This is a genomic window from Serratia sp. B501 (assembly GCF_051172315.1).
Classification (GTDB): domain Bacteria; phylum Pseudomonadota; class Gammaproteobacteria; order Enterobacterales; family Enterobacteriaceae; genus Serratia; species Serratia ureilytica.
The window spans coordinates 61,025-86,216 of the sequence record NZ_JBPIZB010000010.1; the positions used below are offsets into that span (position 1 = coordinate 61,025).

Genomic DNA, 25,192 nt, shown 5'->3' on the forward strand with positions numbered 1-25,192 from the left:
GGAATTCCGGCCCTTTTTTTATGCTTGCGGTTTGGTTTGCGTCCAGTGCTGCCAATGACGCTTGATGAAGGTCACCGGCGGCGAGGTGGCAATGCTGTCGGCGATAACGCCAAGCGCGGTGCCGGCGTTGGTTTTTTCCTTCGGCGGTTTGACCTTGCACTGTTTGATGCCGCCGCTGAACGGGTTCTTCGGCTGCGGTTTTTGCGGTTTGACCGGCGGCGGGACGTAGCTGCCGCCACCGTTGCCCTGCGGTTCGTTCAGCAGCGCGCTCGGTTTGACCAGCACGATATCGGCGGGCAGCGACGGCAGCATCTGCTGCAGCACTTTCACCGTTGCCGGGCGCGGGTGGCCGATGGCGATGGCGGAACCGTTGCGCCGCGCCAATTCAACCGCGCGGTTGAACTGACGGCGGATGTCGGCTTCGTTCGCGGTATCGTCGAGGAACACCTTGCGTTTGATCACTTTCACGCCGGTGCCGGCCGCGGCGCGGGTCGCCTGGCTGTTGCCGATGGTCATGCTGTCGAGGAAGTACAGACGGTAGCTTTCGAGCGCCTGCATCACTTTCTGCATGCCCGGCAGGCTGGAGGTCATGGCGCTGCCCATGTGGTTGTTCATGCCGACCGCGTAAGGCACGTTGTTCACCGCGTTGCGGATGATGCGCTGGATCTCGTCGCTGCTCATGGCGGGCTGCAGGGTATCGCGCTCCAGCGGCTGCTTGCTGAGCGGCGCCATCGGCATGTGGATCAGCACTTCGCGGCCCTGGCTGTGGGCGCGGGTGGCCATCAGGCGGGCGTGCGGCGCGTTGGGCAAGACTGCGACCGAGATCGCCGTCGGCATTTGCAGCACCGCGTTTTCTTCGTGGGGGCGGTAGCCCACGTCATCGATGACGATGGAGAGTTTTCCTGCCTGCGCAGCGTAAGCCTGCAGCAGACAGCCCATTAACAGAGCTGTACGGGTTTTGACATAGCGCAAATCTATCTTCCCAACCACGGCAGTGGGTTAACCGCCTGTCCCTGACGACGGATTTCGAAATAGAGCGACGGCGTTCCCTGGCCGCCGCTGGTGCCGACCAGAGCGATCGGCTGGCCGGCGCGCACCTGCGCCCCGACGTTGACCAACGCGCTTTGGTTATAGCCGTACACGCTCATGTCGCCTTTACCGTGTTCGACCACCACCATCAGGCCATAGCCTTGCAGCCAGTCGGCCAGCAGCACGCGGCCATCGGCGACGGCTTTCACTTCGCTGCCTTCGCGGGCTTCGATCACCATGCCTTTCCAGCGTAGCTCGCCCTGCTGCTGCTCGCCAAAGCCGTGCAGCGTGCGGCCGCGCACCGGCCACATCAGCTGGCCGGCCGGACGGCCGAGGCCGCCGGTTCGCGCCATCAGCGAGCGATCGGCTTCGCTAGGCTTGTAGGTGGTGCCGGTTTTCTTCGCCTGCTGTTCCTTGATGCGTACCTGTTCGCGCACCTTGGCCGCTTCACGCGCTTCGCGTTCGGCGCGCGCACGGGCTTCGCGCTCCGCCCGGGCGATCTTGTCGCGCATGCGGGCTTCGTTTTGGCGCAGTTCCACCAGGCGTTGTTGGTCTTTTTCCAGCGAGGCTTCCAGCGCGGTCAGCGTTTTCTTGCGGGCGCCGCGCGCCTGCTCCAGCTTCTGCTGCTGCGTCTGTTGTTCGCTCAGTAAGGATTTTTGCTGGCCCTGTTTGGCCACCAGCGTGGTTTTTTGCTTCGCCAGCTCGGCGCGGGTCTGTTTCAGCTCTTCGATGGTTTTCTGGCGCGCTTCGTTCAGATAACCGAAATAGGCCAGAATACGTTCGCTGCGCTGGCTTTCTTCACCGCTGAGGATCAGCTGCACGGCGCTGTGCTGCCCTTGCCGGAAGGCGGCGTCAAGCTGTTTGGCGAGGAGGTTTTGCTGGGTCGATTGCTGCTTTTGCAGCTTGGCGATCGAGGCGTTCAGGCCGGAAATGTCCTTGCCCAACTGGGTGAGCGTGCCCTGGGTGTCGCGCAACTGGCGGCTGGCCTGAGCGATGGTTTTTTCCTGCTGCCGCAGCTGATCCTGCAGCGAGCTGCGCTGCTGTTGCTGCTGCTTCACCGCTTTTTCTTTCTCGGCGATGCTCTGCTGAATGTCTTTCAGCTGGGATTTATTGTCTTCCGCCGCCTGGCCGGCGAGCGGCAACAGCAAGACGCCAGCGCAAAATACGCTGGCGCACATGGCGGTGAACGTCCTTGGCGCGGTGCGTTCAGGCAGCGGCCGGCTGCCTGCGTTTGCGCTTCGGGTTACCCTTGATAGTGCAAAAAACGCCTTCTCCCTCATGGAGAAGGATTATTCCACGATGAACAGCGGCTTACCAGTCATCTCTTGCGGGATTTCCATTCCCATCAGCGTTAACAGGGTTGGCGCGATGTCCGAAAGCTTGCCGCCTTCGACCGCCTGCGCCGGTTTGCCGACGTAAATCAGCGGCACCGGCAGGCTGGTGTGGGCGGTATGCGCCTGGCCGGTGGCCGGATCGCGCATCTGCTCGGCGTTGCCGTGATCGGCGGTGATCAGCAACTGACCGTCGACGTCGCGCACCGCGTCAACCACCTGGGCGATGCAGGCGTCCAGCGTTTCCACCGCTTTGACCGCCGCTTCATACACGCCGGTATGCCCCACCATGTCGCCGTTCGGGTAGTTGCAGATAATTGCGTCGTATTTGCCGCTGCGGATGGCGGTCAACAGTTTGTCGGTCAGCTCGGCGGCGCTCATCTCAGGCTGCAAATCGTAGGTGGCGACCTTCGGCGAATTGACCAGCACGCGGTCTTCCCCTTTGAACGGCGCTTCCACGCCGCCGTTATAGAAGAAGGTGACGTGGGCGTATTTTTCGGTTTCCGAGATGCGCAGCTGGGTTTTATCGTGCTTCATCAGCCATTCGCCGAAGGTGTTGGCCAGCGACGCCGGCGGATAGGCGCAGGCGGTGTCGATGTCGGCGGCGTACTCGGTCAGCATCACGAAATCGCCGAACTGCACCTGTTTGGCGCGTGGGAAACCGTCGAAATCCGCGTTCACGAAGGCGCGGGTGATCTGGCGCGCGCGGTCAGCGCGGAAGTTCATGAAGATCAACGCATCGCCGTCCTGCATCGCGGCATCGGCCTCGCCGGCGGCGCGAATGACGGTCGGTTTGACGAACTCGTCGTTTTCACCGCGCTGGTAGGCGGCCTGCAAACCGGCTACCGCATCGTCGGCCACGTAGTCGCCTTTAGCCGCGGTCAACAGGTCATAGGCCAGCTGCACGCGATCCCAACGGTTGTCGCGATCCATGGCGTAGTAGCGCCCAATGAGTGAAGCGATGCGCCCGACGCCCAGCGTGGCGAAGGCCTCGCGGCAGCGCTGCAGCGGGGCTTCGGCGCTGCGCGGCGGCGTGTCGCGTCCGTCGAGGAAGGCATGCAGATAGACGGCTTTGGCGCCGCGCCGGGCGGCCAGTTTAATCATGGCCAGGATGTGCTCGTCGTGGCTGTGCACGCCGCCCGGCGACAGCAGACCCATGATATGCACCGCTTTGCCGGCCGCCACGGCCTTATCGACGGCGGCGGTCAGGACCGGATTGGCGAAGAAGTCGCCGTCGGCGATCGCTTTGTCCAGCCGGGTCAGATCCTGGTATACGATGCGCCCGGCGCCCAGGTTGACGTGGCCGACTTCGGAGTTGCCCATTTGGCCGTCGGGCAGGCCGACATCCAGTCCTGAAGCGGCGATCAGCGTATGCGGCTGCTCCCGCCACAGGCGATCCATCACCGGGGTGCCGGCGTTCAGGATCGCGTTGTCCTGCCGCTCTTCACGGTGGCCGTAACCGTCCAGGATCACCAGTACCATCGGTTTTTTGTTGCTCGACATTGCATTGACCTCTTATGAACTTTTTAAGCTGCGAATAGCCATGCGCCCGCCGGAAGCATGGCTGTTCGCCCTCGAAAAACCGGCTGATTTTACACCGCCGCCGGCGATAAATAGCCCAAAGAGATCAAGGTTGCGGCGAATCGCGCGGGCTTTTATGCTCTGACCTCGGGAATTTCTCAGCGCAGCCCGCAGTTTCTACAATCGCGCTTGCTTATTGGCTGTATTTGCCGCACTCGGCAGGTATACTCTGGAACCTTGACTTATTTATCCCTTAACTGACGGGAGTTGTTACACCCCATGCTGCAAGAAATTATGCCATTCGTAAGCAGACACCCTATTCTGAGCTTGGCTTGGATCGCTCTGCTGGTCGCCGTGATCGTCATGACCTTCAAAAGCCGTTTCTCCAAGGTCAAAGAGATCGCTCGCGGTGAAGCTATCCGCCTGATCAACAAAGAAGATGCCGTGGTGGTCGACACCCGCAGCCGCGACGATTTTCGACGTGGTCACCTGGCCAGCGCCATCAACCTGACCGCCAGCGAAATCAAAAGCGGCAGCCTGGGCGAGCTGGAAAAACACAAAGCGCAGCCGATCATCGTCGTGTGCGCCAACGGCACCGCCTCCCGCGAGCCGGCGGAGAACCTGAGCAAGGCCGGTTTTGAAAAGGTGACGATGCTGAAAGACGGTATCGCCGGCTGGAGCGGAGAAAACCTGCCGCTGGTGCGCGGCAAGTAACCGTTAAACCTATTTGAGATGGCAATCCATGGCTAACATTGATATCTACACCAAAGCGACTTGCCCGTTCTGCCATCGCGCCAAGGCGCTGTTGAACAGCAAGGGCGCGGCGTTTAACGAGATCGCCATCGACGGCGATAACGCCAAGCGCGAAGTGATGATCGAGCGCAGCGGGCGCACCACCGTGCCGCAGATTTTCATCGACGGCCGGCATATCGGCGGCTGTGATGATTTATATGAACTCGATGCTCGCGGCGGCCTGGATCCGCTGCTTTAAGCAGCTTGCCGGTTCACCGAGTGTCAATAAGGACGTTTAACCAAGGGTATTACTCACATGTCAGAACAAAACAGCACTGAAATGGCTTTCCAGATCCAACGTATTTATACCAAGGACATCTCCTTCGAAGCGCCGAACGCGCCGCAGGTTTTCCAGCAGGAATGGCAGCCGGAAGTTAAACTTGATCTGGATACCGCGTCCAGCCAACTGGCTGACGAAGTGTATGAAGTGGTACTGCGCGTAACCGTGACGGCGACCCTGGGCGAAGAGACGGCGTTCCTGTGCGAAGTGCAACAGGCGGGCATCTTCTCGGTAGCAGGCATCGAAGGCACGCAGCTGGCGCATTGCCTGGGCGCATACTGCCCGAACATCCTGTTCCCGTATGCGCGCGAGTGCATCACCAGCCTGGTTTCCCGCGGCACATTCCCGCAGCTGAACCTGGCACCGGTCAACTTTGACGCGCTGTTCATGAACTATCTGCAGCAGCAGGCGGAAGGCGAAGGTGCCGCACCACATCAGGATGCCTGATGAACACCGTCAATGCTTCAATGACTGTCATCGGTGCCGGCTCGTACGGCACCGCATTGGCCATCACGCTGGCGCGTAACGGCCACACCGTAGTGTTGTGGGGGCATAACCCCGCGCAAATTCAAACGTTGCAGCGCGATCGCTGCAATCAGGCGTTTCTGCCCGACGTTCCTTTCCCCGATACCCTGCTGCTTGAAGCCGATTTGGCGCGTGCGCTGGCTGCCAGCCGCGACGTGCTGGTGGTGGTGCCGAGCCATGTGTTCGGCGACGTATTGCGCCAGCTGAAGCCGCATCTGCGCCCTGACGCCCGCATCGTGTGGGCCACCAAGGGGCTGGAGGCCGAAACCGGCCGGTTGCTGCAGGACGTGGCGCGTGAGGCATTGGGCGAGGCGATCCCGCTGGCGGTGCTCTCCGGGCCGACGTTCGCCAAAGAGCTGGCCGCCGGCCTGCCGACGGCGATTGCGCTGGCGGCGACCGATGCGCAGTTCGCCGACGATCTGCAACAGCTGCTGCACTGCGGCAAGAGCTTCCGCGTCTACAGCAATCCCGACTTCATCGGCGTTCAGCTTGGCGGCGCGGTGAAGAACGTGATCGCCATCGGCGCCGGCATTTCCGACGGCATCGGTTTCGGCGCCAACGCCCGCACCGCGTTGATTACGCGCGGGCTGGCGGAAATGAGCCGTCTGGGTTCTGCGCTGGGCGCCGATCCTTCGACGTTCATGGGCATGGCGGGGCTGGGGGATCTGGTGCTAACCTGCACGGACAACCAGTCGCGCAACCGCCGCTTCGGCATTATGCTGGGGCAGGGCAAAGGCGTGCAGGAAGCGCAGGACAGTATCGGTCAGGTGGTCGAGGGCTATCGCAATACCAAAGAGGTGTTGGCGTTGGCGCAGCGGCACGGCGTGGAAATGCCGATCACCGAACAGATCTATCAGGTGCTTTACTGCCACAAGGACGCCCGCGAAGCGGCGCTGAGCCTGCTGGGGCGAGCCCGAAAGGACGAAAAGCCCAGCGCGTGACATAAAACGATATGTCGGGGCAGCGGAATGCTGACCCCGCAAATGACCTGGGCCGCTCCGCACCACCGTGTGAAGCGGCCCGTTTGGCAAGGCAAAGGGGTATGTGATGTCGTCAGAAGAGTTGGAGCAGGTCTGGAACAGCATTAAATCAGAAGCGCGAGCACTGGCTGATTGTGAACCGATGCTGGCCAGCTTTTTCCATGCGACGTTGCTCAAGCATGAGAACCTGGGCAGCGCGCTCAGCTATATGTTGGCCAACAAGCTGGCGACGCCGATCATGCCCGCCATCGCGGTGCGCGAGGTGGTGGAAGAGGCCTACAAGTCCGACAATCAGATGATCGTTTCGGCGGCGCGCGATATTCTCGCGGTGCGGCTGCGCGACCCGGCGGTCGATAAATACTCCACGCCGCTGCTTTACTTGAAAGGGTTCCACGCGCTGCAGGCTTACCGCATCGGCCACTGGCTGTGGCAGCAAGGGCGGCAAGCGCTGGCGATCTACCTGCAAAATCAAATTTCCGTCGCCTTCGGCGTAGACATCCACCCGGCGGCGACCATCGGCTGCGGCATCATGCTCGACCACGCCACCGGCATCGTGATTGGTGAAACGGCGGTGGTGGAAAACAACGTCTCTATTCTGCAGTCGGTCACCCTGGGCGGTACCGGGAAAACCAGCGGTGACCGTCACCCGAAAATTCGCGAAGGGGTGATGATTGGCGCCGGCGCCAAAATTCTCGGCAATATCGAAGTGGGCAAGGGCGCCAAGATTGGCGCGGGCTCGGTGGTCTTGCAGGCGGTGCCGCCGCACACCACCGCCGCCGGGGTGCCGGCGCGTATCGTCGGGCGCCCGGAGAGCGATACGCCGTCGATGGATATGGATCAATACTTCAACGGCACCAACCACGGATTCGAGTACGGCGACGGCATCTAAGCCGTGCCTGCGGGTCCATTCAGGGGGAGCTTCGGCTCCCCCTGTGTTTTTCAAGCGGCGGTCAGCCCTGTTTCGGGAACTGGGTGATATCGGTAACGATATCGTCGATCGCCGCCTTGACGTCATCCGCCGTGACCGGCGTGCTGTCGTTGTTGACGGTTTTACCGTAGGCCTTGCGCACCACTTCCATCACCGTTTTACCGGTATCCTGGTCGATCAACTCGCCTTCGATATACAGCGCGGTATTTTGCGTCCGGTGCCCGGTAGCCGCCATGGTGCTGGCAACCACCGCAGCGACCGGCACCACCTCATAGAACTTCATGTCTTCGTTTTCGGCCGAAACGGCGGTGATGGCGAGTTTGGCCACCAGCACGCGCGAGCCCGCCGGGCTTGGCAGAATGGTAAAGCGGTTCTGCAGCGCGGTTTTGATCCGCTGGGTCGCGTAGGCCTTAATCTTGTTCAACGTGTCCTGGCTGACGCGCGCCGTGGGTTTCTCCGCCGGGAAATAGACCACCGGTTGGAAATAGATGCCGCGATAGTTGGATTCCTTGTAGCTCGGATCTACCCAGCGCAGCGTTTTATGACCGCTTGGCGAGGTGGTTTCCTGCAGTTTGCTGTAATCGGACAAGAAGCCCGAATATTGCGACGTTTGGGTGACTTTGGACGAACAGCCCGCCAGCAACAGGCCCGCTGCCAGAACGGCCATGGCAACGCTCAAGCGTTGTTTTTTCATGTGGTTTCCTATGATGAGTGGTGATTACCCTTACAAAACATAGCGCATTATCTGCGGCGTAGCGGGCATTTTCGGGGCCGGGCGTGCCCTGTCGCGGCCTTTTTTCAGGATCGTGATGCGCCGCCGGTTTTTGTCGCCAGCGTCGGTGATAAGGCGGTGAGTGAGGCATCCGCTCTGGCCAGCGTCAGGCGTAGCTCAGCTTGCCACTGTGGCAACAATGGCCAGAGATCCGCCTGATGTTCGGCTTGCAGGCACCAAACCTCCCGGTCGTGCCAATCACCGAGGGCATTTTGCGCCGCTTTCAGGCTCGTCATCGCGGCGGGAGAAAGGGGAAGGCGTTGCGGGTAGGCTTCGGCCGCGTAACGCAGGCGTTTAACCAGCAGCCGCAGACGGTGGCGATCGTAGCCGGTATCAGCCAATGCCCGGCGCAATTGCCGCTGCTGGCGCTGCAGGCGTCGGTTCACACGGTGTTTGGCGGCGCGTTGCGCGGTGCGGCGAAAGCGGTGCGGCCAGGCGTGCAATAGCGAAGGGAAGCTGATGAGCTGCGGGTTGGCGAGCAGTTGGCGGCAGCGGGCCTGAAAATCGCTCTGGCGCACGTTGGCCTGCCAATCCAGGTGATGGTGCGCCAGTTCGGCGATCAGCACCTCGAGATCGCGCAGCGGCGTCGTGAGCCTGCCCAACTGGGCGGCGGCCCGATCGAGTCGCGTTGCGCCGGGGCAACCGTGCAACGGGCGCAGCAGGCTGCGGATACGGCGCAGACTGACGCGCAAATCGTGCAGCGCTTCGCTGTCCGGCGCCTGTTGCAGCCGCTGTAGCGCCTCGTTCAGCGCCGACTCGAGCCGGCGAAGCGGGGTGACAATATCCTCGACGAAAGCCATGTGCCGTTCCTGGAGAGAGCATCGCAACGATGCCTCCTTCAGTATGGCGCGTCGTTGCCGATTACGCCTTGATCAGCGCGCCGGCATAGTCCATTTGCCGCCAGGCTTCATAAACCACCACCGCGACGGCATTCGACAGGTTCATGCTGCGGCTTTGCGCCTGCATCGGGATGCGGATTTTTTGCTGCGCGGGCAGCGCATCGAGGATGTCGGCGGGCAACCCGCGCGTTTCCGGGCCGAACAGCAGGTAGTCGCCGGCCTGATAGCTGACGGCGCTGTGCGCCGGCGTGCCTTTGGTCGTGAGAGCAAACAGCCGTTGCGGATCCTCTGCGGCGAGAAAAGCGGCGTAGTCGGCATGACGGTGGACGCGGGTGAACTCATGGTAATCCAGCCCGGCGCGGCGCAGACGCTTGTCGTCCCACGGAAAACCCAGCGGTTCGATCAGATGCAGATTAAAGCCGGTATTGGCGCACAGGCGGATGATATTGCCGGTATTGGGTGGAATCTCGGGTTCAAATAAAACGATGTTCAGCATGTTGCAGGCCCCTCGTGAACGAGGGGCGCAGGATAGCAAACTCTTACTGTTCTGTCTTAGACGATAGGCGTTGATGATGCAGCGGCAGCCACAGCACCAGCCGCAGGCCGCCAAGCGGGCTGTCTTCGGCCTTCACCCAGCCGCGATGCTGATTGACCGCCGCCTCGACGATAGCCAGGCCAAGGCCGGTGCCGCCGGACTCACGGTCGCGCGCCTCATCGGTGCGGTAGAACGGGCGGAAAATCTGCTCGCGATCTTCGGCGCTGACGCCGGGGCCGTCGTCGTCAACCTGGATGGTCACGCCCTGATTGTCGGCGCTGAACGCCACGGCGATGCGGGTGTGCGAATAACGCAGGGCGTTGCGCACGATGTTTTCCAACGCGCTGTCCAGCGCGCTCGCGTTGCCGAACAGCGTCCACGGGCCGGGCGGCGCAGCGATCTCCAACTGCTTGCCCATCTGTTCCGCTTCGAAACGGGCGTTGTCCAGCACGTCGGCCCACAGTTCGTTGGCCTTCAACTGCTCGCGCGCCAGCTCGCCCTTCTGCTGCCCGCGAGACAGCGCCAGCAGATCGTTGATCATCGAATCCAGCCGCTGCGCTTCGGTTTCGATGCGCGCCAGTTCGTGGCCTTCGCCGTGGCGGCGGCGCATCAGCGCGGTGGCCAGCTGCAGGCGAGTCAGCGGCGTGCGCAGCTCGTGCGAGATATCCGAGATCAGACGCTGCTGCGCGTTCATCATGCGCTCCAGCGCGCTGACCATCTGGTTGAAGCTGGCGCCGGTAGCCAGGAACTCCTGCGGACCGGCCTCCAGCTCCGGATGCTGCTTCAGGTTGCCGCGCGCCACGTCATCGGCGGCGTTCTTCAGCTTGCGCGCCGGCTTCGCCAGGCTCCAGGCCAGCCACAGCAGCAGCGGGGCGCTGATCAGCATGGTGACGATCAGCAGCAGCAGCGGCCGGTCGAACATCAGGTTGATGAAATCGGATTGCGGGCTGTTGGCGGGACGGATCAGGTACAGCTGGTAGTTGTCTTCGCCGTCGCGCACCGCGAACGGCCCGACCAGCTCGACGCGGCCGTATTTTTTCTTCTTCGGATGATCCGAGTTATCGGATTGGCCGATGAAGTTGCGGACGATCTGCATTTCGTTGCGCTGCGCGCCGATCACCCGGCCTTCGCTGGTGACCAGTAGCAGGCGTTGGCCCGGCGGCGCCCATTTATCGATGGCGCGGAACAGGCGGCGCCACCACATCAGATCGTTGGCCGGATCGTTTTGCAGCTCGGCCTCAACGTGCTGTTCCAGCATCAACCCCTGCCGCTGCTCGCTGTCGAGCAGCGAGGTCATTTGGCGGGAGTCGAGCTTGGGCACCATCAGCACCAGCATTAGCACCAGGGCTAACGTGAACCAGAAAATGGCGAAGATGCGTGCCGTCAAACTGTTGATCATGTTGCAGATACCATCAAATAACCACGCCCGCGCAGGGTTTTGAACCACGGATGCCCGTCTTTGCGATCCGGCAGCTTACGCCGCAGGTTGGAGATGTGCATGTCGATGGCGCGATCGAACGGAGTCAGGCGTTTGCCCAGCACTTCCTGGCTCAGCAGTTCGCGCGACACCACCTGGCCGAGATGCTGCGCCAGCAGATACAGCAGGGTGAACTCGGTGCCGGTCAGATCCAGCACCTGGCCGTCGAAGCTGGCCTCCTGGCGGCCGGGGTTCAGCTGCAGGCCATCGACATCCAGCGTCGGGGCGCCGCTGTCGACCTGCTGCTGCTGTTCGCTCCAGTTGGAACGGCGCAGAATGGCGCGAATGCGCGCGACCAGCTCGCGATCGTTGAAGGGTTTCGGCAGGTAATCATCGGCGCCCAGCTCCAGGCCCAGCACGCGGTCCAGCTCGCTGCCGCGCGCGGTCAGCATGATGACCGGCGTCTGGTGATGTTGGCGCAGTTCTTTCAGCGTATCGATGCCGTTTTTCTTCGGCATCATGATGTCGAGCAGCAGCAGATCGACGGAGCTGTCCAGCAGCGACAACGCCTGCTCGCCATCGTGCGCGACGACGATATTAAAACCTTCCATTTCAAGCAGTTCTTTTAACAGCGAGGTCAACTCGCGGTCGTCGTCAACTAACAGAATCTTGTTCATTATGATTTACCTCCAGACGCAAAATACGTCATCAACTGTTGCCATTCCATGACTTTACGTAGTTTTACATGCACTGACGCAGGTTTTCAGGTGTGGCGGTACACTGCTCCTCGTTGATTCGCAAAGTGAGAAAGCTTGAGGAGTTGAAATGCGTAAGGTGACCGCATTAGTTATGGCATCACTGCTGGCAATTGGTTCGACCGCTGCCTTCGCTGCCGACACTATACCGGACACAGCCCAACCTCCCGGCAACGACGCGATGACCCGAATACCCGGCCAGCACCATATGTTCGACGGTGTCAGCCTCAGCGAACAGCAGCGCCAGCAAATGCGCGATTTGATGCGCCAGGCCCGGCACGATCTGCCTGGTGTCAATGTAGCTGAAATGGAAGCCATGCATAAACTGGTGACCGCAGAGAAATTTGACGAAGCCGCCGTGTACGCCCAGGCGGAAAAGATGGCCCAACAGCAGGTCAAGCGCCAGGTCGAAATGGCCCGGGTGCGCAACCAAATGTATAACCTGCTGACGCCAGAGCAAAAAAGTGTTTTAGACCAGAAACATCAGCAGCGCATGCAGCAGATGGAGCAACAAATTTCTGGTTTGCAGCAAGCTTCTGCCCAGAAGTGAAGTACGACTGAGTAGTCCCCTGTTTTTCCTTGCCATAGACACCATCCCTGTCTTCCCCGCCATGATGGCGGGGTTTTTTTTATCCAACATTTCGCTATATTGAGCGCCACACCTTTTGGCCGGGGCCCCTTATGGAACAGCGCTATGCACGCCTGGTAAAGTCCGCCGCGTTGGCCGCAACCGCGCTGGCGTCGTCGCTGCTGTTGATCAAAATCGTCGCCTGGTACCACACCGGTTCGGTCAGCCTGTTGGCGGCGCTGGTGGATTCGTTGGTCGATATCGCCGCCTCGCTGACCAACCTTCTGGTGGTGCGCTATTCGCTGCAGCCGGCCGATGCCGAGCACACCTTCGGCCACGGCAAAGCGGAATCGCTGGCGGCGCTGGCGCAGAGCATGTTTATTTCCGGCTCCGCCCTGTTTTTGTTCCTCACCGGCTTCCAGCACCTGTATGCACCGCAAACGCTGCGCGATCCCGGCGTCGGGGTCGTGGTGACGGTGATCGCGTTGGTCAGCACGCTGATTCTGGTCACCTATCAACGCTGGGTGGTCAGAAAAACGCGCAGTCAGGCCGTACGCGCAGATATGCTGCATTATCAGTCAGATGTCATGATGAATGGTGCTATTCTTATCGCTCTTGGGCTAAGCTGGTACGGCTTCCAACGGGCGGATGCGTTGTTCGCGCTGGGCATCGGCGTTTACATCCTCTATAGCGCGTTGCGCATGGGCTATGAAGCGGTGCAGTCGCTGTTGGATCGGGCGTTGCCGGATGACGAGCGCCAGGCGATTATCGCTGTGGTTTCCTCCTGGCCCGGCGTGAAAGGCGCACACGATCTGCGCACGCGTCAGTCGGGGCCGACGCGTTTCATCCAGCTGCATCTGGAGATGGAGGACACGCTGCCGCTGCGCGAGGCGCACCGGTTGGCCGATCAGGTGGAACAAGCCCTGCGGCAACGTTTTGCGGGGGCGGACGTCATCATTCACCTGGATCCGTGCTCCGTGGTGCCGCCGGGTAGGCAGGGGCATTGGGAGCTATAATCATATAGAGGCATAGCGCAACGTATTATCATGAATATCTGAGTTAGCTCAGCGTGCCATGCGGTGTTTTAACCGTTATATTGCGTGACTTGAATCAATTCAGCTGGGTGTTTTTGATATAATATCCAGCAATAAGCCGTAAAGCTGGTTTTCTGCAGCCGGAGAGGTTTCAAGACGATCGGCGGAGACAGAATTCTTAAGAAATTGCATCTACACAGTTCAGAGGTAGTCATGATCAAGAAAATCGGTGTACTGACGAGCGGCGGTGATTCGCCGGGTATGAACGCTGCAATCCGCGGCGTTGTGCGTTCTGCGCTTTCAGAAGGTCTGGAAGTTTTTGGTATTTACGATGGCTACCTTGGCTTGTACGAAGATCGCATGGAGCAGCTGGACCGCTATAGCGTGTCCGACATGATCAATCGCGGCGGCACCTTCCTCGGCTCTGCCCGCTTCCCGGAATTCAGGGATGAAAACGTGCGCGCCAAGGCGATTGAAAACCTGAAGAATCGCGGTATCGACGCGCTGGTGGTGATCGGCGGCGACGGTTCCTACATGGGCGCCAAACGCCTGACGGAAGAAGGTTTCCCGTGCATCGGCCTGCCAGGCACCATCGATAACGATGTCGCCGGTACCGACTACACCATCGGTTACTTCACCGCGCTGGAAACCGTGGTGGAAGCGATCGACCGCCTGCGCGATACCTCCTCGTCGCACCAGCGCATCTCTATCGTGGAAGTGATGGGCCGTTACTGCGGCGATCTGACGCTGGCGGCGGCGATTGCCGGCGGCTGCGAATTCATCGTGCTGCCTGAAATCGAATTCAATCGCGAAGATCTGGTGTGCGAAATCAAGGCCGGTATCGCCAAGGGCAAAAAGCACGCCATCGTGGCGATCACCGAGCACATCTGCGATATCGATGAGCTGGCGCGCCACATCGAGCAGGAAACCAAGCGTGAAACCCGCGCTACCGTGCTGGGCCACATTCAACGCGGCGGTTCACCGGTCGCCTATGACCGCATCCTGGCCTCGCGCATGGGCGCCTACGCCATCGAACTGCTGCTGCAGGGTTACGGCGGCCGCTGCGTCGGTATCCAGAACGAAAAGATGGTGCATCACGACATCATCGACGCGATCGAAAACATGAAGCGTCCGTTCAAGGGCGATTGGCTGGAAACGGCGAAAAAGCTGTACTGATTCGCCGCTCACCGCGCGCTGAAAGCCTCCGCTTGCGGGGGCTTTTTTATGCCCGGCGGCGACATATTCCAGAATCATCTATCCCAAACTTTTTTATTCTTTAATTGCCGGGAAAGTTTCTGGCAGGCTCTGATGCTAAATCAACCGATTGAGGTTGCGTTAATTTTCTGGGAGAGCCTGTCGATGCGTAAATGGGGTGTAGGTCTGACATTGGTGCTGTTGGCGTCCGGCGCCATGGCGAAGGATATTCAGTTGCTGAACGTGTCATACGATCCGACGCGTGAGTTCTATCAGGCTTACAACACGGCATTCAGCAAGCATTACCAGGCGGAAACCGGCGACAAGGTGACGGTGCGTCAGTCGCACGGCGGCTCCGGCAAACAGGCGACTTCGGTGATCAACGGCATCGAGGCCGACGTGGTGACGCTGGCGTTGGCCTATGACGTCGACGCCATCGCTGAACGCGGGCGCATTGAGAAAGACTGGATAAAACGCCTGCCGGACAACTCGGCGCCTTACACGTCGACCATCGTCTTCCTGGTGCGCAAAGGCAACCCGAAACAAATTCATGACTGGCCTGACTTGATCAAGCCGGGCGTGTCGGTGATCACCCCGAATCCGAAAACCTCCGGCGGCGCCCGCTGGAACTACCTCGCCGCCTGGGGCTACGCGTTGCATCACAACAACAACGATAAGGCCAAGGCGCAGGCGTTCGTCAAAGACCTGTACAAGAACGTAGAAGTGCTGGATTCCGGCGCGCGCGGTTCGACCAACACTTTCGTTGAGCGCGGTATCGGCGACGTGCTGATCGCCTGGGAAAACGAAGCGCTGCTGGCGGAGAAAGAGCTGGGCAAAGACAAGTTCGAGATAATCACCCCGAGCGAATCGATTCTGGCCGAACCGACGGTGTCGGTGGTGGATAAGGTGGTCGATAAACGCGGCACCCGCGACGTGGCGACCGCCTACCTGAAGTATCTGTATTCGCCGGAAGGGCAGACTATCGCGGCGCAGCACTATTATCGCCCGCGCGATGCGGCGGTGGCGGCCAAGTTCGCCGGCCAGTTCCCGCAGCTGAAGCTGTTCACCGTGGATGACACCTTCGGCGGTTGGACCGAAGCGCAGAAGGTGCATTTCGCCACCGGCGGCGTCTTCGACGAGATAAGCAAACGCTGATCCCGTTCGAGCGGCAATAAAAAACCCCGGCAAGCCGGGGTTTTTTTATGACAAGCCTAAGACAATCAGGCTTTTTTCGCTGCGGCAGCGGCCTTGACGATCACGGCGAAAGCGTCGGCTTTCAGCGAGGCGCCGCCCACCAGCGCGCCGTCGATGTCCGGCTGGGAGAACAGCTCTGCGGCGTTCTTGTCGTTCACCGAACCGCCGTACTGGATGATGATTTCAGCGGCGACCGCGGCATCGTGTTTGGCGATGTGATCGCGGATAAATTTGTGCACGGCCTGCGCTTGCGCAGGGGTGGCGGATTTGCCGGTACCGATGGCCCAGACCGGCTCATAGGCGATCACGGTGCCTTTCATCGCCGGTGCGCCCAGCGTTTTCAGTACGGCGTCGATCTGGCGCGCGCACACTTCTTCGGTTTTGCCCGCTGCGTTTTCCGCTTCGGTTTCACCGATGCACAGCACCGGGATCAGACCGGCTTCTTTCAGCACGGCGAATTTCTCGGCGATCACTTCGTCGCTTTCTTTGTGGTAGGTGCGACGCTCGGAGTGGCCGATGATGATGTACTGAGCGCCGACGTCTTTCAGCATGTTGGCGGAAACTTCACCGGTGAAGGCGCCGGACAGGTTAACGTCCACGTTCTGCGCGCCCAGCGCGATGCGGCTGCCGGCCAGCGCGTGCTTGGCCTGATCCAGATACATCACCGGCGGGGCGATGGCGACGCCACAGCCGTCAACGCTGCTCAGCTCACTGCGCAGACCGGCGATCAGTTCGTTGACCATGTGGGTGCTGCCGTTAAGCTTCCAGTTACCCATAACTAATGGATGACGCATGTTTTTTCCTCCAACTAGGGAACGCGAGAGTCGAAATGACAACTGCCGGACCGGCAGTTTACCTGCCCAACAGTATAGAGATCATTAAGCGCGAAGGCTTTGCTTTTCGTCATTAAATGCCGCGCCGTTACGGCTCGGAAAGCGCCAGCTTAATCGGTTCAACCGCGAAGGTGACCCCTTTATCGCCGTTGTCCGAGACGACATAGCGAATGGCGCCGACCTGCTGTTGGTAAAAACGCGATCCTTTGCCTTTTTCCAGCAGGCTGTTCACCTTGTTCTGACTCTGTTCCACCGTCAGCGCCGGTTCGAACTGACGCATCAGCGCCGCCATGTAGTTGATGGCGATGGTGCGCGCGGCTTTTTCTTCATTGGCCTGCTGCAGCGGCAGATGTGTGATCTGCAACGTTTTGATTTTACCGGTACCTTTCTCCAGTGCGGTGGAGGCGTACAGGTTTTCGTTGAGTTTACTGGCGGCGCGTGTCAGCAGCGGCGAATCGTCTTCGGCGGCGGGAATGGCGCGGAATTCGCCAATCGGCAGCTTCGGGTTATCGCGGTTGTACTTTTCGCGGAATTTAATCACCGTCAGGTCGAACGTCGGCGCGCCGGCCAGCAGGTAAGGCGCGGTCGGTTTCGCTTCGGCGGTGGGCGGTTCGGCCCAGGCGCTGGCGGCGGCCTGCAGCAGGCAGGCGATGGCGAGGGTTTTTCTCAGCATGGCGTATGGCATCAAGGACAAAGATGGCTCCGATTAAAGCGATAACCCGCAGGCCTTGTCAAAGATCCCACGCCATTATCGGTTCGCTGACGAGAAAGCTGTGCGGCGCGCCGCGTTATGCGAGGCGGAAAACTCGGCCCGGCAGCGCCTATGTTACACTGCGGCGCAGAATATGGGCAGGCTTAGAGCGCAGGAATCGATGACGTTACAACAGTGGTGTTTTTCTTTTAAGGGCCGCATCGGGCGGCGCGACTTCTGGATCTGGATGGGGCTGTGGCTGGTGCTGATGGCGGCGGCGTTTACGCTGGCCAACTATCAGCTGATCGCCATCCAATCCATCGCTTTCTTTATCGTGGCGCTGCTGTGGCCGACGGCGGCGGTGCTGGTCAAGCGCCTGCACGATCGCAACAAGGCCGGCTGGTGGGCGCTGCTGCTGATCCTGGCGTGGATGCTGGCGGCGGGGAACTGGCAGATGCTGGCGCCGATCTGGCAATGGGGCGTCGGGCGTTTCATTCCGACGCTGATTATCGTGATGATGATGATCGATTTGGGTGCCTTCGTCGGCACGCCGGGAGACAATCGGTTCGGCCCGGAAGCCGAACCGGTGAAGTTCCGCTGATCCCCGCCGGGTTACCAGTAGTGTTCGCTGGTGATATGGCCCGGCTTGCGGCGCAGGTGCTTGCGCATCTGGCGTTGGTCTTTCAGCGTTTGCTGCGTATCTCGCACCATTTGCGGGTTGCCGCACAGCATCACGTGGCTGGTTTCGGCGTCGATGGTTAAGCCGATCGCCGCTTCCAGTCGGCCGTCCTCGATCAGCGCCGGCACGCGGCCGGTCAGTGAGCCGGGCGTCTCTTCACGGCTGACGACGGTCTGGATGCGCAGCTTGCCGTTGTAGCGTTGCTGCAGTTGCTGCATCAGCGGCAGGTAGCTCAGGTCGCGCGCAAAACGCGCGGCGTGCACCAGCACCAGGTTGTTAAAGCGCTCGAGGCCGGTGCCTTGCTGCAGAATCGATAAATAGGGGCCAATGGCGGTGCCGGTCGCCAGCATCCACAGCGTGTCGCAGTCGGGCACCTCGTCCAGCACGAAGAAGCCGGCGGCTTCTTTGGTCACCATCAGGTCCGATCCCGGCCGCAGCTGATTGAGGCGCGGGCTCAGTTTACCTTCCGGCACCGTGACCAGATAGAACTCCAGGTTGGCGTCATCGGGGGCATTGACGTAGGAGTAGGCGCGCTGCACCCGTTCACCGTCGATCTCCAGCGCCAGCTTGGCGAATTGCCCGGCGGTGAAAGGATCGATGGGGGCATTGACCACCAGGCTGAACAGCCCGTCGGTCCATTGTTTTACCTGCGTAACCTTGCCGTTTACCCATTCAGCCATACTCTAAAGCTCCCGTGGTCGAATCAAATAAGCACAATGTCGTGAGCCGGAAATGGCGTGCGCGGTGCGCTCTACCCGGTAGTCGTTGCCGAACAGCCGGTGAAACAGCTGCAGCTCGGAATTGCACAGGCTGCTGCAGTTGGAACCGGCCACGCCGATCGGACAGTGGTTTTCCACCAGCAGCGCACCGTGCGGATGATCGAGCAATTCGGCCATGTAACCGTCGTGTTGCCGCAGGCGAACCTGGCGGGTTAGCCGATCCTGATGGCTGCGCTCGGCGGACAGCTCTTCGGCATAGCGCAGATAAAGCTGCTCTTCGCGCGCGATGAGCAACGGTTCCACGCCGGCGCCGCCAAACAGCTGCAGCGCGGATTCCCGCAGTCGCTCCTGATCGTCGGCCGTGTAGGCGTGCCCCCGCTCGGTCAGCGACCAGTAGCGCGTCGGGCGGCCGACCTTGCTGCGCGCTTCTTCGTAACAAACCAGCTCACGTTTTTCCAGGGATTGCAGATGTTGTCGGATGCCCATCGGCGTGATGTCCAGACGCTCCGCCAGCATTTTGGCGGAGTGCGGGCCGAGAGCCTTTAACTGCAATAAAATCAGCTCAGGTGTTTTCATGAACCAAATCCCTATGGTGTTATTTTATTTCAAGTTGATGAAAATAATTATCGATTAAATGCTAAAGCGCAGCTACTGCAAACGCGCTAATTTTTACCCCCAAAGCGTTAGACGTACAGTTTAATTTACGAGCCTGGTCGGGTTTGCTGCCAGTGTGACCTGGATCAATATTTGTCTGAAACTCGCTAAAAAAATCAGATTTGATTAGCTTATGCCGCCATAGAGGGCTGCTCGCCGTTCTGGCTGCTGCAACGGCCATACCGGGACGCTGTGACGAGTTGAAACGTTAACGAAGATAATGAGAAAACTAGAGAACTTTCACCTGTTGGTGATGCTTATCCTGTTGGTCGCCGTCGGCCAGATGGCGCAAACCATTTATGTTCCCGTTATTGCTGACATCGCTCACGATCTGTCGGTGCGCACCGGCGCCGTGCAGCGGGTGATGGCGGCGTATTTGCTGACCTACGGTTTCTCCCAGCTGATTTACGGGCCGATATCGGATCGTATCGGGCGTCGTCCGGTGATCCTGACCGGCATGATGATCTTCCTGGTGGGGGCGCTGGGCGCGCTGCTGTCCACCAACCTGACGATGCTGGTCGCCGCCAGCGCCATCCAGGGCATGGGCACCGGCGTGGCGGGCGTGATGGCGCGCACCATGCCGCGCGATCTGTATGCCGGCACCGCGCTGCGCTATGCCAACAGCCTGCTGAATATGGGGATTTTGGTCAGCCCGCTGTTGGCGCCGGTGATCGGCGGCGCGCTGGCGATGGTGTTCGGCTGGCGAGCCTGTTACGCCTTCCTGCTGGCGCTGTGCGCCTGCGTCGCCTTCGCGATGTTCCGCTGGCTGCCGGAGACCCGTCCGGTCCAGACAGAAAAACGCCGCATGCTGGCCAGTTTCCGCCAGCTGCTGAGCGACAGCACCTTCAGCTGCTATCTGGTGATGCTGATCGGCGCGCTGGCGGGGATTGCGGTATTTGAAGCCAGCTGCGGCGTGTTGATGGGCGGTGTGTTGGGGCTGAGCGGCCTGACCGTCAGCATCCTGTTCATTCTGCCGATCCCGGCGGCGTTTTTCGGCGCCTGGTACGCCGGGCGCGACGGCAAGACCTTCCATACGCTGATGTGGCATTCGGTGATTAGCTGCCTGCTGGCGGGAGCGATGATGTGGATCCCGGGCTGGTTCGGCGTAATGAACATCTGGACGCTGATCGTGCCGGCTGCATTGTTCTTCTTCGGCGCCGGCATGCTGTTCCCGCTGGCGACCACCGGGGCGATGGAGCCGTTCCCCTATCTGGCCGGCGCGGCGGGCGCGTTGGTGGGCGGCATGCAGAACATGGGCTCCGGTCTGGCGACCTGGCTTTCCGCCATGCTGCCGCAAACCGGGCAGTTCAGCCTCGGCTTGCTGATGTTCGCGATGGCGGTGCTGATCCTGCTGTGCTGGTGGCCGTTGTCCAACCGGATGCAGCATCAGGGACACACCGCATAACGACAGGGAGCCATTCGGCGCCCTCATACCGTTGACAAAGGGGAGAAAAAGCGTGGTTTTTCCCCCCTTTGCGGGGATCAGCCGAAAATCAATGAATTGATTTTCCTTGTTTTCTATTCGCTGCTCTCTGCCAACCCGGCAAGGGCATGAGGTTTGTCATCAATCATCAGGGCGCCCTTCGGCGCCCTGTTTCGTTACAGCAGAAACTCGTGCAGCGCCGGGTCTTTGCGATCCAGATAGTGGGTTGAACGGATACGGCGAAGGGTGCGCGACTTGCCGCGGATCAGTAACGTTTCGGTCGTGGCCATGTTGCCCTTGCGGCTGATGCCCTCCAGCAAATCGCCCTTGGTGATGCCGGTGGCGGAGAAGATGACGTTGTCGTTGCGCGCCATCTGGTCCAGGCGCAAGACCTGACCGGCCTCGATGCCCATCTCACGGCAGCGCGCCAGCTCCTGCTCGCCGAGGCGGCGGTTCTCGGGGCTGTCGCCTTTCACTTCATGGCGCGCCAGCAAACGCGCCTGCATGTCGCCGTCCAGCGCGCGGATCACCGCGGCGGAGATCACCCCTTCCGGCGCGCCGCCGATGCCGTACATCACATCGACCTCGCTTTCCGGCATGCAGGTGAGAATGGAGGCCGCCACGTCGCCGTCAGGAATGGCGAACACCCGCACGCCCAACTGCTGCATCTGCGCGATGACGCCGTCGTGGCGCGGTTTGGCCAACACGATGACCGTCAGCTGTGACAAGGGTTTGTCCAGCCGCGCGGCGACGTTCCGCAGGTTCTCCGCCAGCGGCAGATTGAGATCGATGGCGCCGCGCGCCGCCGGGCCGACCACCAGCTTCTCCATGTACATGTCCGGCGCGTGCAGGAAGGTGCCGCGATCGCCCACCGCCAAGACCGCCAGCGCATTGGACTGGCCCATGGCGGTCATGCGGGTGCCTTCGATCGGATCGACCGCGATGTCGACCGCGTCGCCCTGGCCGCTGCCGACCTGCTCGCCGATATACAGCATCGGCGCTTCGTCGATCTCGCCTTCGCCAATCACGATGCGGCCATCGATATCCACCTTGTTGAGCATGATGCGCATGGCGTGGACCGCCGCGCCGTCGGCGGCGTTCTTGTCGCCGCGTCCCAGCCATTTGTAGCCCGCCAGCGCGGCGGCTTCGGTAACGCGGGAAAATTCGATGGCTAATTCACGTTTCATGGCAAACCTGTCTGTGAGAAAGGGAAGAAAATATCGGCAAAGTCTATCACAGCGCGGCGGCGGCGGGGCGGGGCAAAAAAAAGCGCCGCCCGCAGGCAGCGCAATTTGGGGGTAACGGCAAGGCTGGGTTTAATCGTGATCTTCCCATGCCTGCGCGCGAGCCACCGCTTTTTTCCAGCCGCTGTAGCGGTAGTTGCGTTCGGTGGTTTCGATGCTTGGGCGGAATTCACGCTCAATCACCGCTTTGCTCTTCACTTCATCCAGATCGTTCCAGTAGCCGATGGCCAGGCCCGCCAAGAACGCGGCGCCCAACGCCGTCGATTCACGCACTTCAGGGCGCTCTACGCGGGTGCCGAGGATATCGGACTGGAACTGCATCAGGAAGTTGTTGGCGACCGCGCCGCCGTCCACGCGCAGCGATTGCAGGCGGGTGTTGGCGTCGGCCTGCATGGCGTCCAGCACGTCGCGCGTCTGGAAGGCGATGGATTCCAGCGTGGCGCGGATGATGTGGTTGCTGTTGGCGCCGCGGGTCAGGCCGAAGATGGCACCGCGGGCATACGGATCCCAGTAGGGCGCGCCCAGGCCGGTGAAGGCCGGCACCACATAGACGCCGTTGCTGTCTTTCACCTTGGTGGCGAAATATTCGGAGTCGGCGGCGTCGCTGATCAGTTTCAGCTCGTCGCGCAGCCACTGGATAGACGCACCGCCGATGAACACCGCGCCTTCCAGCGCATAGTTCACTTCGCCGCGCGGGCCGCAGGCGATGGTGGTCAGCAAACCGTTTTTCGAGCGCACCGCTTCTTTGCCGGTGTTCATCAGCAGGAAGCAGCCGGTGCCGTAGGTGTTCTTCGCCATGCCCGGTTGAACGCACAGCTGGCCGTACAAGGCCGCTTGCTGGTCGCCGGCGATACCGGCGATAGGAATACGCGTGCCGCCCTTGCCGCCGATGTTGGTCTGGCCGTATACCTCGGAGGAAGGACGGACTTTCGGCAGCATGGCGCGCGGAATGTCCAGCACTTCCAGCATGCGTTCGTCCCAGTCCAGCTCGTGGATGTTGAACATCATGGTGCGTGAGGCGTTGGTGTAATCGGTGACGTGTACGCGCCCCTGGGTCATCTTCCACACCAGCCAGGTATCGACGGTGCCGAACAGCAGTTCGCCGCGCTTGGCGCGCTCGCGGGCGCCTTCGACGTTGTCCAGGATCCATTTCACCTTGGTGCCGGAGAAGTAGGGGTCAACCACCAGGCCGGTGTTGTGACGGATGTACTCTTCCAGGCCGTCGCGCTTGAGCTTCTCGCAGATGTCGGCGGTGCGGCGGCACTGCCAGACGATGGCGTTGTAGACAGGCTTGCCGGTCTCTTTTTCCCAGACGATGGTGGTTTCGCGCTGGTTGGTGATGCCGATGCCGGCGATCTGATCGGAATTGATGTCGGCCTTCGCCAGCACTTCTACCAGCGTCGAGCTTTGCGACGCCCAGATCTCCATCGGGTCGTGCTCAACCCAGCCGGCCTTTGGATAGATCTGCGGGAATTCGCGTTGCGATACCGCAACGATGTTGGCGTCGTGATCGAGCACGACGGCGCGTGAGCTGGTGGTCCCTTGGTCGAGTGCGACAATGTATTTTTTTTCTACAGTCATGGTAATTATCCTGCTGTTGTTAACCGTTTAAAACTGCACCCATCACGCTTTACGCTGCTGGGTCTTGGCGTCGGGCTCTTCTTCCGTCACGCAGACGTCGCACGGCAGGTGGCGGCCAATCAGCGCGCGGTAACCGAAAGCGCCCAGGCCACAGCCGACGATAGGGGCGAAGATCGGCACCAGGAAGTACGGGATGTCGCGCGCGCCGGTGAAGGCGACTTTGCCCCAGCCGGCCAGGTAGGCGAACAGTTTCGGCCCGAAGTCACGCGCCGGGTTCAACGCAAAGCCGGTCAATGGTCCCATGGAGGCGCCGATCACGGCAATAAGAATACCGATCAGCAGCGGCGCCAGCGGGCCGCGCGGAATGCCGTTGCCGTCGTCGGTCAGCGCCAGGATCAGGCACATCAGGATCGCAGCGATCACCATTTCTACCAGGAATGCCTGGCCGACGGAGATGTGCGCGTTAGGGTAAGTCGAGAAGATGCCGGCCAGTTCAAGGCTTTCGTTGCTGCCGCGCACCATATGGTGAGCCGCTTCGAAGTCGAAGAACAGGTTGTAGTACAGCCCGTAGACCAGGGCGGCGGCGCAGAAGGCGCCGGCGATCTGCGCAATGATGTAAGGCACCACTTTGCGCCCGTCGAAGCAGGCGAACAGCCACAGGGCGAGGGTGACCGCCGGGTTGAGATGCGCGCCGGAAATGGCGGCGGTCAGATAGATGGCCATGGCGACGCCGAGGCCCCAAATGATGCTGATTTCCCACTGGCCGAAGCTGGCGCCCGCCAGTTTCAGTGCGGCAACGCAGCCTACGCCAAAGAAGATCAGCAGCGCCGTGCCGAGGAACTCGGCGATGCACTGGCCTTTTAATGTCGGACTGGTGGTTTGGCTCATAATGTTGGTGTCCTGCAAAACGGCGGTTGTTGGTTTATAGGCTCAGCCAGGTATACATCTGACCTATGGGCACAGTTTTTTTCATCTCGTCCAATTATTGAATGAGGACGTGATGTAAATTTATCGTTAACGAACATAAACGAGAAATAGCGAAATCAAAATGTGTGTGGCGCGTCATAAAATTGAGCGATTTCGCGTCGTTCAGTGTTCTTTCTGAGCCATAAAAGTGTGATCTGACCAGTGGTTTGGCGAGGGGCATTAACAACTCGCGGCGGCGGCGGCGGGGATTTTCAGTTTTTACTGATGGCGAGGGCAGGAAAATTGCAACAGACTGCGCGATGATCCGGTATGTTGCTAGACAGGCGGAGACTGGCTACTTACAATCGTTTTTAACGAATCGAGACTGGCGCGCCTTCCGTAACGGCGCGCGTCACTGAGCGCGATGCAATATTCGCAGTAGCTGCAGCCGACGTTGCGGCCGCTACTTATAGATGTACGCCTTGCTATCATGAGGGGACTGAAGCATGTCATTTGAAGTATTTGAGAAACTGGAAGCAAAAGTACAGCAGGCGATTGATACCATCACCTTGTTGCAGATGGAAATTGAAGAGCTGAAAGACAAAAACAACTCTCTGTCGCAGGAAGTTCAGGCTGCCTCCGGCAACCACGAAGCGCTGGTGCGCGAAAACCAACAGCTGAAAGAAGAACAGCACGTATGGCAAGATCGCCTGCGCGCGCTGCTGGGCAAAATGGAAGAGGTTTGATTCCTTACGCCATGCAGCAACG

General features: G+C 60.4%; 27 protein-coding genes. 12 read left to right on the top strand and 15 right to left on the bottom strand.

The annotated features are described in order from the left end of the window. Positions 1 to 18: 18 nt before the first annotated feature. From ACSBQV_RS22645 to gpmM, 3 genes are read right to left on the bottom strand one after another with little or no spacing between them, the layout of a single operon-like run. Positions 19 to 972, bottom strand: a complete 954-nt coding sequence (locus tag ACSBQV_RS22645) for a divergent polysaccharide deacetylase family protein (protein ID WP_047025852.1) — start codon at positions 970 to 972, stop codon at positions 19 to 21. Positions 973 to 974: 2 nt separating this feature from the next. Then, the gene (gene envC, locus ACSBQV_RS22650) at positions 975 to 2,309 is read right to left on the bottom strand and encodes a murein hydrolase activator EnvC (protein ID WP_028128084.1); all 1,335 of its coding nucleotides are present in this window, start codon (positions 2,307 to 2,309) and stop codon (positions 975 to 977) included. A gap of 9 nt (positions 2,310 to 2,318) precedes the next feature. After that, a complete protein-coding gene (gene gpmM, locus ACSBQV_RS22655; RefSeq protein WP_033645200.1) occupies positions 2,319 to 3,863 on the bottom strand; it encodes a 2,3-bisphosphoglycerate-independent phosphoglycerate mutase in 1,545 nt (514 codons plus the stop codon). 297 nt (positions 3,864 to 4,160) lie between these two features. On the opposite strand from gpmM, the gene ACSBQV_RS22660 reads away from it, so the two are divergent. The 5 genes from ACSBQV_RS22660 to cysE all read left to right on the top strand — a co-directional run bounded on the left by ACSBQV_RS22660 (position 4,161) and on the right by cysE (position 7,347). After that, the gene (locus tag ACSBQV_RS22660) at positions 4,161 to 4,595 is read left to right on the top strand and encodes a rhodanese-like domain-containing protein (protein WP_033645201.1); all 435 of its coding nucleotides are present in this window, start codon (positions 4,161 to 4,163) and stop codon (positions 4,593 to 4,595) included. A gap of 28 nt (positions 4,596 to 4,623) precedes the next feature. Continuing rightward, positions 4,624 to 4,872, top strand: a complete 249-nt coding sequence (gene grxC, locus ACSBQV_RS22665) for a glutaredoxin 3 (RefSeq protein ID WP_004931142.1) — start codon at positions 4,624 to 4,626, stop codon at positions 4,870 to 4,872. 57 nt (positions 4,873 to 4,929) lie between these two features. Continuing rightward, complete coding sequence (secB, locus tag ACSBQV_RS22670) at positions 4,930 to 5,400, top strand: protein-export chaperone SecB (protein WP_004931139.1); 471 nt, start codon at positions 4,930 to 4,932, stop codon at positions 5,398 to 5,400. Continuing rightward, the gene (gene gpsA, locus ACSBQV_RS22675) at positions 5,400 to 6,419 is read left to right on the top strand and encodes an NAD(P)H-dependent glycerol-3-phosphate dehydrogenase (RefSeq protein WP_434991537.1); all 1,020 of its coding nucleotides are present in this window, start codon (positions 5,400 to 5,402) and stop codon (positions 6,417 to 6,419) included. Before secB ends, gpsA begins: the two co-directional genes overlap by 1 nt. Positions 6,420 to 6,525: 106 nt before the next feature. Further along, positions 6,526 to 7,347: a serine O-acetyltransferase gene (gene cysE, locus ACSBQV_RS22680; RefSeq protein ID WP_025304676.1), complete on the top strand. Its 822-nt coding sequence runs from the start codon at positions 6,526 to 6,528 to the stop codon at positions 7,345 to 7,347. A gap of 61 nt (positions 7,348 to 7,408) precedes the next feature. Here the strand turns inward: cysE and ACSBQV_RS22685 are convergent, their stop codons facing one another. The 5 genes from ACSBQV_RS22685 to cpxR form a co-directional block, all read right to left on the bottom strand. Beyond that, a complete protein-coding gene (locus ACSBQV_RS22685) occupies positions 7,409 to 8,080 on the bottom strand; it encodes a DUF3313 domain-containing protein (RefSeq protein ID WP_033645203.1) in 672 nt (223 codons plus the stop codon). Positions 8,081 to 8,184: 104 nt separating this feature from the next. Beyond that, positions 8,185 to 8,958, bottom strand: coding sequence for a CHAD domain-containing protein (locus ACSBQV_RS22690; protein WP_099784773.1), 774 nt, complete (start codon positions 8,956 to 8,958; stop codon positions 8,185 to 8,187). A gap of 61 nt (positions 8,959 to 9,019) precedes the next feature. Beyond that, positions 9,020 to 9,493 carry a tRNA (uridine(34)/cytosine(34)/5-carboxymethylaminomethyluridine(34)-2'-O)-methyltransferase TrmL gene (gene trmL / locus ACSBQV_RS22695; RefSeq protein ID WP_042785574.1) on the bottom strand — a complete coding sequence of 158 codons (474 nt, stop codon included), beginning with the start codon at positions 9,491 to 9,493 and terminating at the stop codon, positions 9,020 to 9,022. Positions 9,494 to 9,536: 43 nt separating this feature from the next. Further along, positions 9,537 to 10,931 carry an envelope stress sensor histidine kinase CpxA gene (gene cpxA / locus ACSBQV_RS22700; RefSeq protein ID WP_015379421.1) on the bottom strand — a complete coding sequence of 465 codons (1,395 nt, stop codon included), beginning with the start codon at positions 10,929 to 10,931 and terminating at the stop codon, positions 9,537 to 9,539. Continuing rightward, positions 10,928 to 11,626, bottom strand: coding sequence for an envelope stress response regulator transcription factor CpxR (cpxR, locus tag ACSBQV_RS22705; protein ID WP_004931124.1), 699 nt, complete (start codon positions 11,624 to 11,626; stop codon positions 10,928 to 10,930). Before cpxR ends, cpxA begins: the two co-directional genes overlap by 4 nt. A 148-nt stretch (positions 11,627 to 11,774) precedes the next feature. On the opposite strand from cpxR, the gene cpxP reads away from it, so the two are divergent. From cpxP to ACSBQV_RS22725, 4 genes are all read left to right on the top strand, one after another. After that, positions 11,775 to 12,254 carry a cell-envelope stress modulator CpxP gene (gene cpxP / locus ACSBQV_RS22710; protein WP_004931122.1) on the top strand — a complete coding sequence of 160 codons (480 nt, stop codon included), beginning with the start codon at positions 11,775 to 11,777 and terminating at the stop codon, positions 12,252 to 12,254. A gap of 131 nt (positions 12,255 to 12,385) precedes the next feature. Further along, complete coding sequence (fieF, locus tag ACSBQV_RS22715) at positions 12,386 to 13,288, top strand: CDF family cation-efflux transporter FieF (RefSeq protein WP_033631333.1); 903 nt, start codon at positions 12,386 to 12,388, stop codon at positions 13,286 to 13,288. Positions 13,289 to 13,519: 231 nt separating this feature from the next. After that, a complete protein-coding gene (pfkA, locus tag ACSBQV_RS22720; RefSeq protein WP_004931116.1) occupies positions 13,520 to 14,482 on the top strand; it encodes a 6-phosphofructokinase in 963 nt (320 codons plus the stop codon). Positions 14,483 to 14,665: 183 nt separating this feature from the next. Continuing rightward, positions 14,666 to 15,655, top strand: a complete 990-nt coding sequence (locus ACSBQV_RS22725) for a sulfate ABC transporter substrate-binding protein (protein WP_033645235.1) — start codon at positions 14,666 to 14,668, stop codon at positions 15,653 to 15,655. A gap of 65 nt (positions 15,656 to 15,720) precedes the next feature. Here the strand turns inward: ACSBQV_RS22725 and tpiA are convergent, their stop codons facing one another. Further along, the gene (gene tpiA / locus ACSBQV_RS22730; protein WP_033652212.1) at positions 15,721 to 16,488 is read right to left on the bottom strand and encodes a triose-phosphate isomerase; all 768 of its coding nucleotides are present in this window, start codon (positions 16,486 to 16,488) and stop codon (positions 15,721 to 15,723) included. Positions 16,489 to 16,615: 127 nt separating this feature from the next. Next, positions 16,616 to 17,200, bottom strand: a complete 585-nt coding sequence (locus ACSBQV_RS22735) for a DUF1454 family protein (protein WP_099784706.1) — start codon at positions 17,198 to 17,200, stop codon at positions 16,616 to 16,618. Between the two features lie 199 nt (positions 17,201 to 17,399). Here ACSBQV_RS22735 and ACSBQV_RS22740 point away from each other — a divergent pair, with 199 nt between their 5' ends. After that, positions 17,400 to 17,819 carry a DUF805 domain-containing protein gene (locus ACSBQV_RS22740; protein WP_016929710.1) on the top strand — a complete coding sequence of 140 codons (420 nt, stop codon included), beginning with the start codon at positions 17,400 to 17,402 and terminating at the stop codon, positions 17,817 to 17,819. A gap of 11 nt (positions 17,820 to 17,830) precedes the next feature. Here the strand turns inward: ACSBQV_RS22740 and fpr are convergent, their stop codons facing one another. After that, on the bottom strand, positions 17,831 to 18,577 hold the full coding sequence (gene fpr, locus ACSBQV_RS22745) for a ferredoxin--NADP(+) reductase (RefSeq protein WP_089192410.1): 747 nt from the start codon (positions 18,575 to 18,577) through the stop codon (positions 17,831 to 17,833). A gap of 3 nt (positions 18,578 to 18,580) precedes the next feature. Next, the gene (locus ACSBQV_RS22750; protein ID WP_434991539.1) at positions 18,581 to 19,192 is read right to left on the bottom strand and encodes a helix-turn-helix transcriptional regulator; all 612 of its coding nucleotides are present in this window, start codon (positions 19,190 to 19,192) and stop codon (positions 18,581 to 18,583) included. Between the two features lie 298 nt (positions 19,193 to 19,490). Between ACSBQV_RS22750 and emrD the strand changes: the two genes are divergently transcribed. Further along, positions 19,491 to 20,675, top strand: a complete 1,185-nt coding sequence (gene emrD / locus ACSBQV_RS22755) for a multidrug efflux MFS transporter EmrD (protein WP_033645209.1) — start codon at positions 19,491 to 19,493, stop codon at positions 20,673 to 20,675. A gap of 194 nt (positions 20,676 to 20,869) precedes the next feature. Here emrD and glpX read toward each other — a convergent pair whose 3' ends face one another. From glpX to ACSBQV_RS22770, 3 genes are all read right to left on the bottom strand, one after another. Beyond that, positions 20,870 to 21,880 carry a class II fructose-bisphosphatase gene (glpX, locus tag ACSBQV_RS22760; RefSeq protein ID WP_099784704.1) on the bottom strand — a complete coding sequence of 337 codons (1,011 nt, stop codon included), beginning with the start codon at positions 21,878 to 21,880 and terminating at the stop codon, positions 20,870 to 20,872. 129 nt (positions 21,881 to 22,009) lie between these two features. After that, complete coding sequence (gene glpK, locus ACSBQV_RS22765) at positions 22,010 to 23,518, bottom strand: glycerol kinase GlpK (RefSeq protein ID WP_025304664.1); 1,509 nt, start codon at positions 23,516 to 23,518, stop codon at positions 22,010 to 22,012. Positions 23,519 to 23,560: 42 nt separating this feature from the next. After that, positions 23,561 to 24,406 (bottom strand): MIP/aquaporin family protein, encoded by an 846-nt coding sequence (locus tag ACSBQV_RS22770; RefSeq protein WP_004931095.1) that lies wholly within the window; start codon positions 24,404 to 24,406, stop codon positions 23,561 to 23,563. Between the two features lie 524 nt (positions 24,407 to 24,930). Here ACSBQV_RS22770 and zapB point away from each other — a divergent pair. Beyond that, positions 24,931 to 25,170 carry a septal ring assembly protein ZapB gene (zapB, locus tag ACSBQV_RS22775; RefSeq protein ID WP_004931092.1) on the top strand — a complete coding sequence of 80 codons (240 nt, stop codon included), beginning with the start codon at positions 24,931 to 24,933 and terminating at the stop codon, positions 25,168 to 25,170. Positions 25,171 to 25,192: the final 22 nt, after the last annotated feature.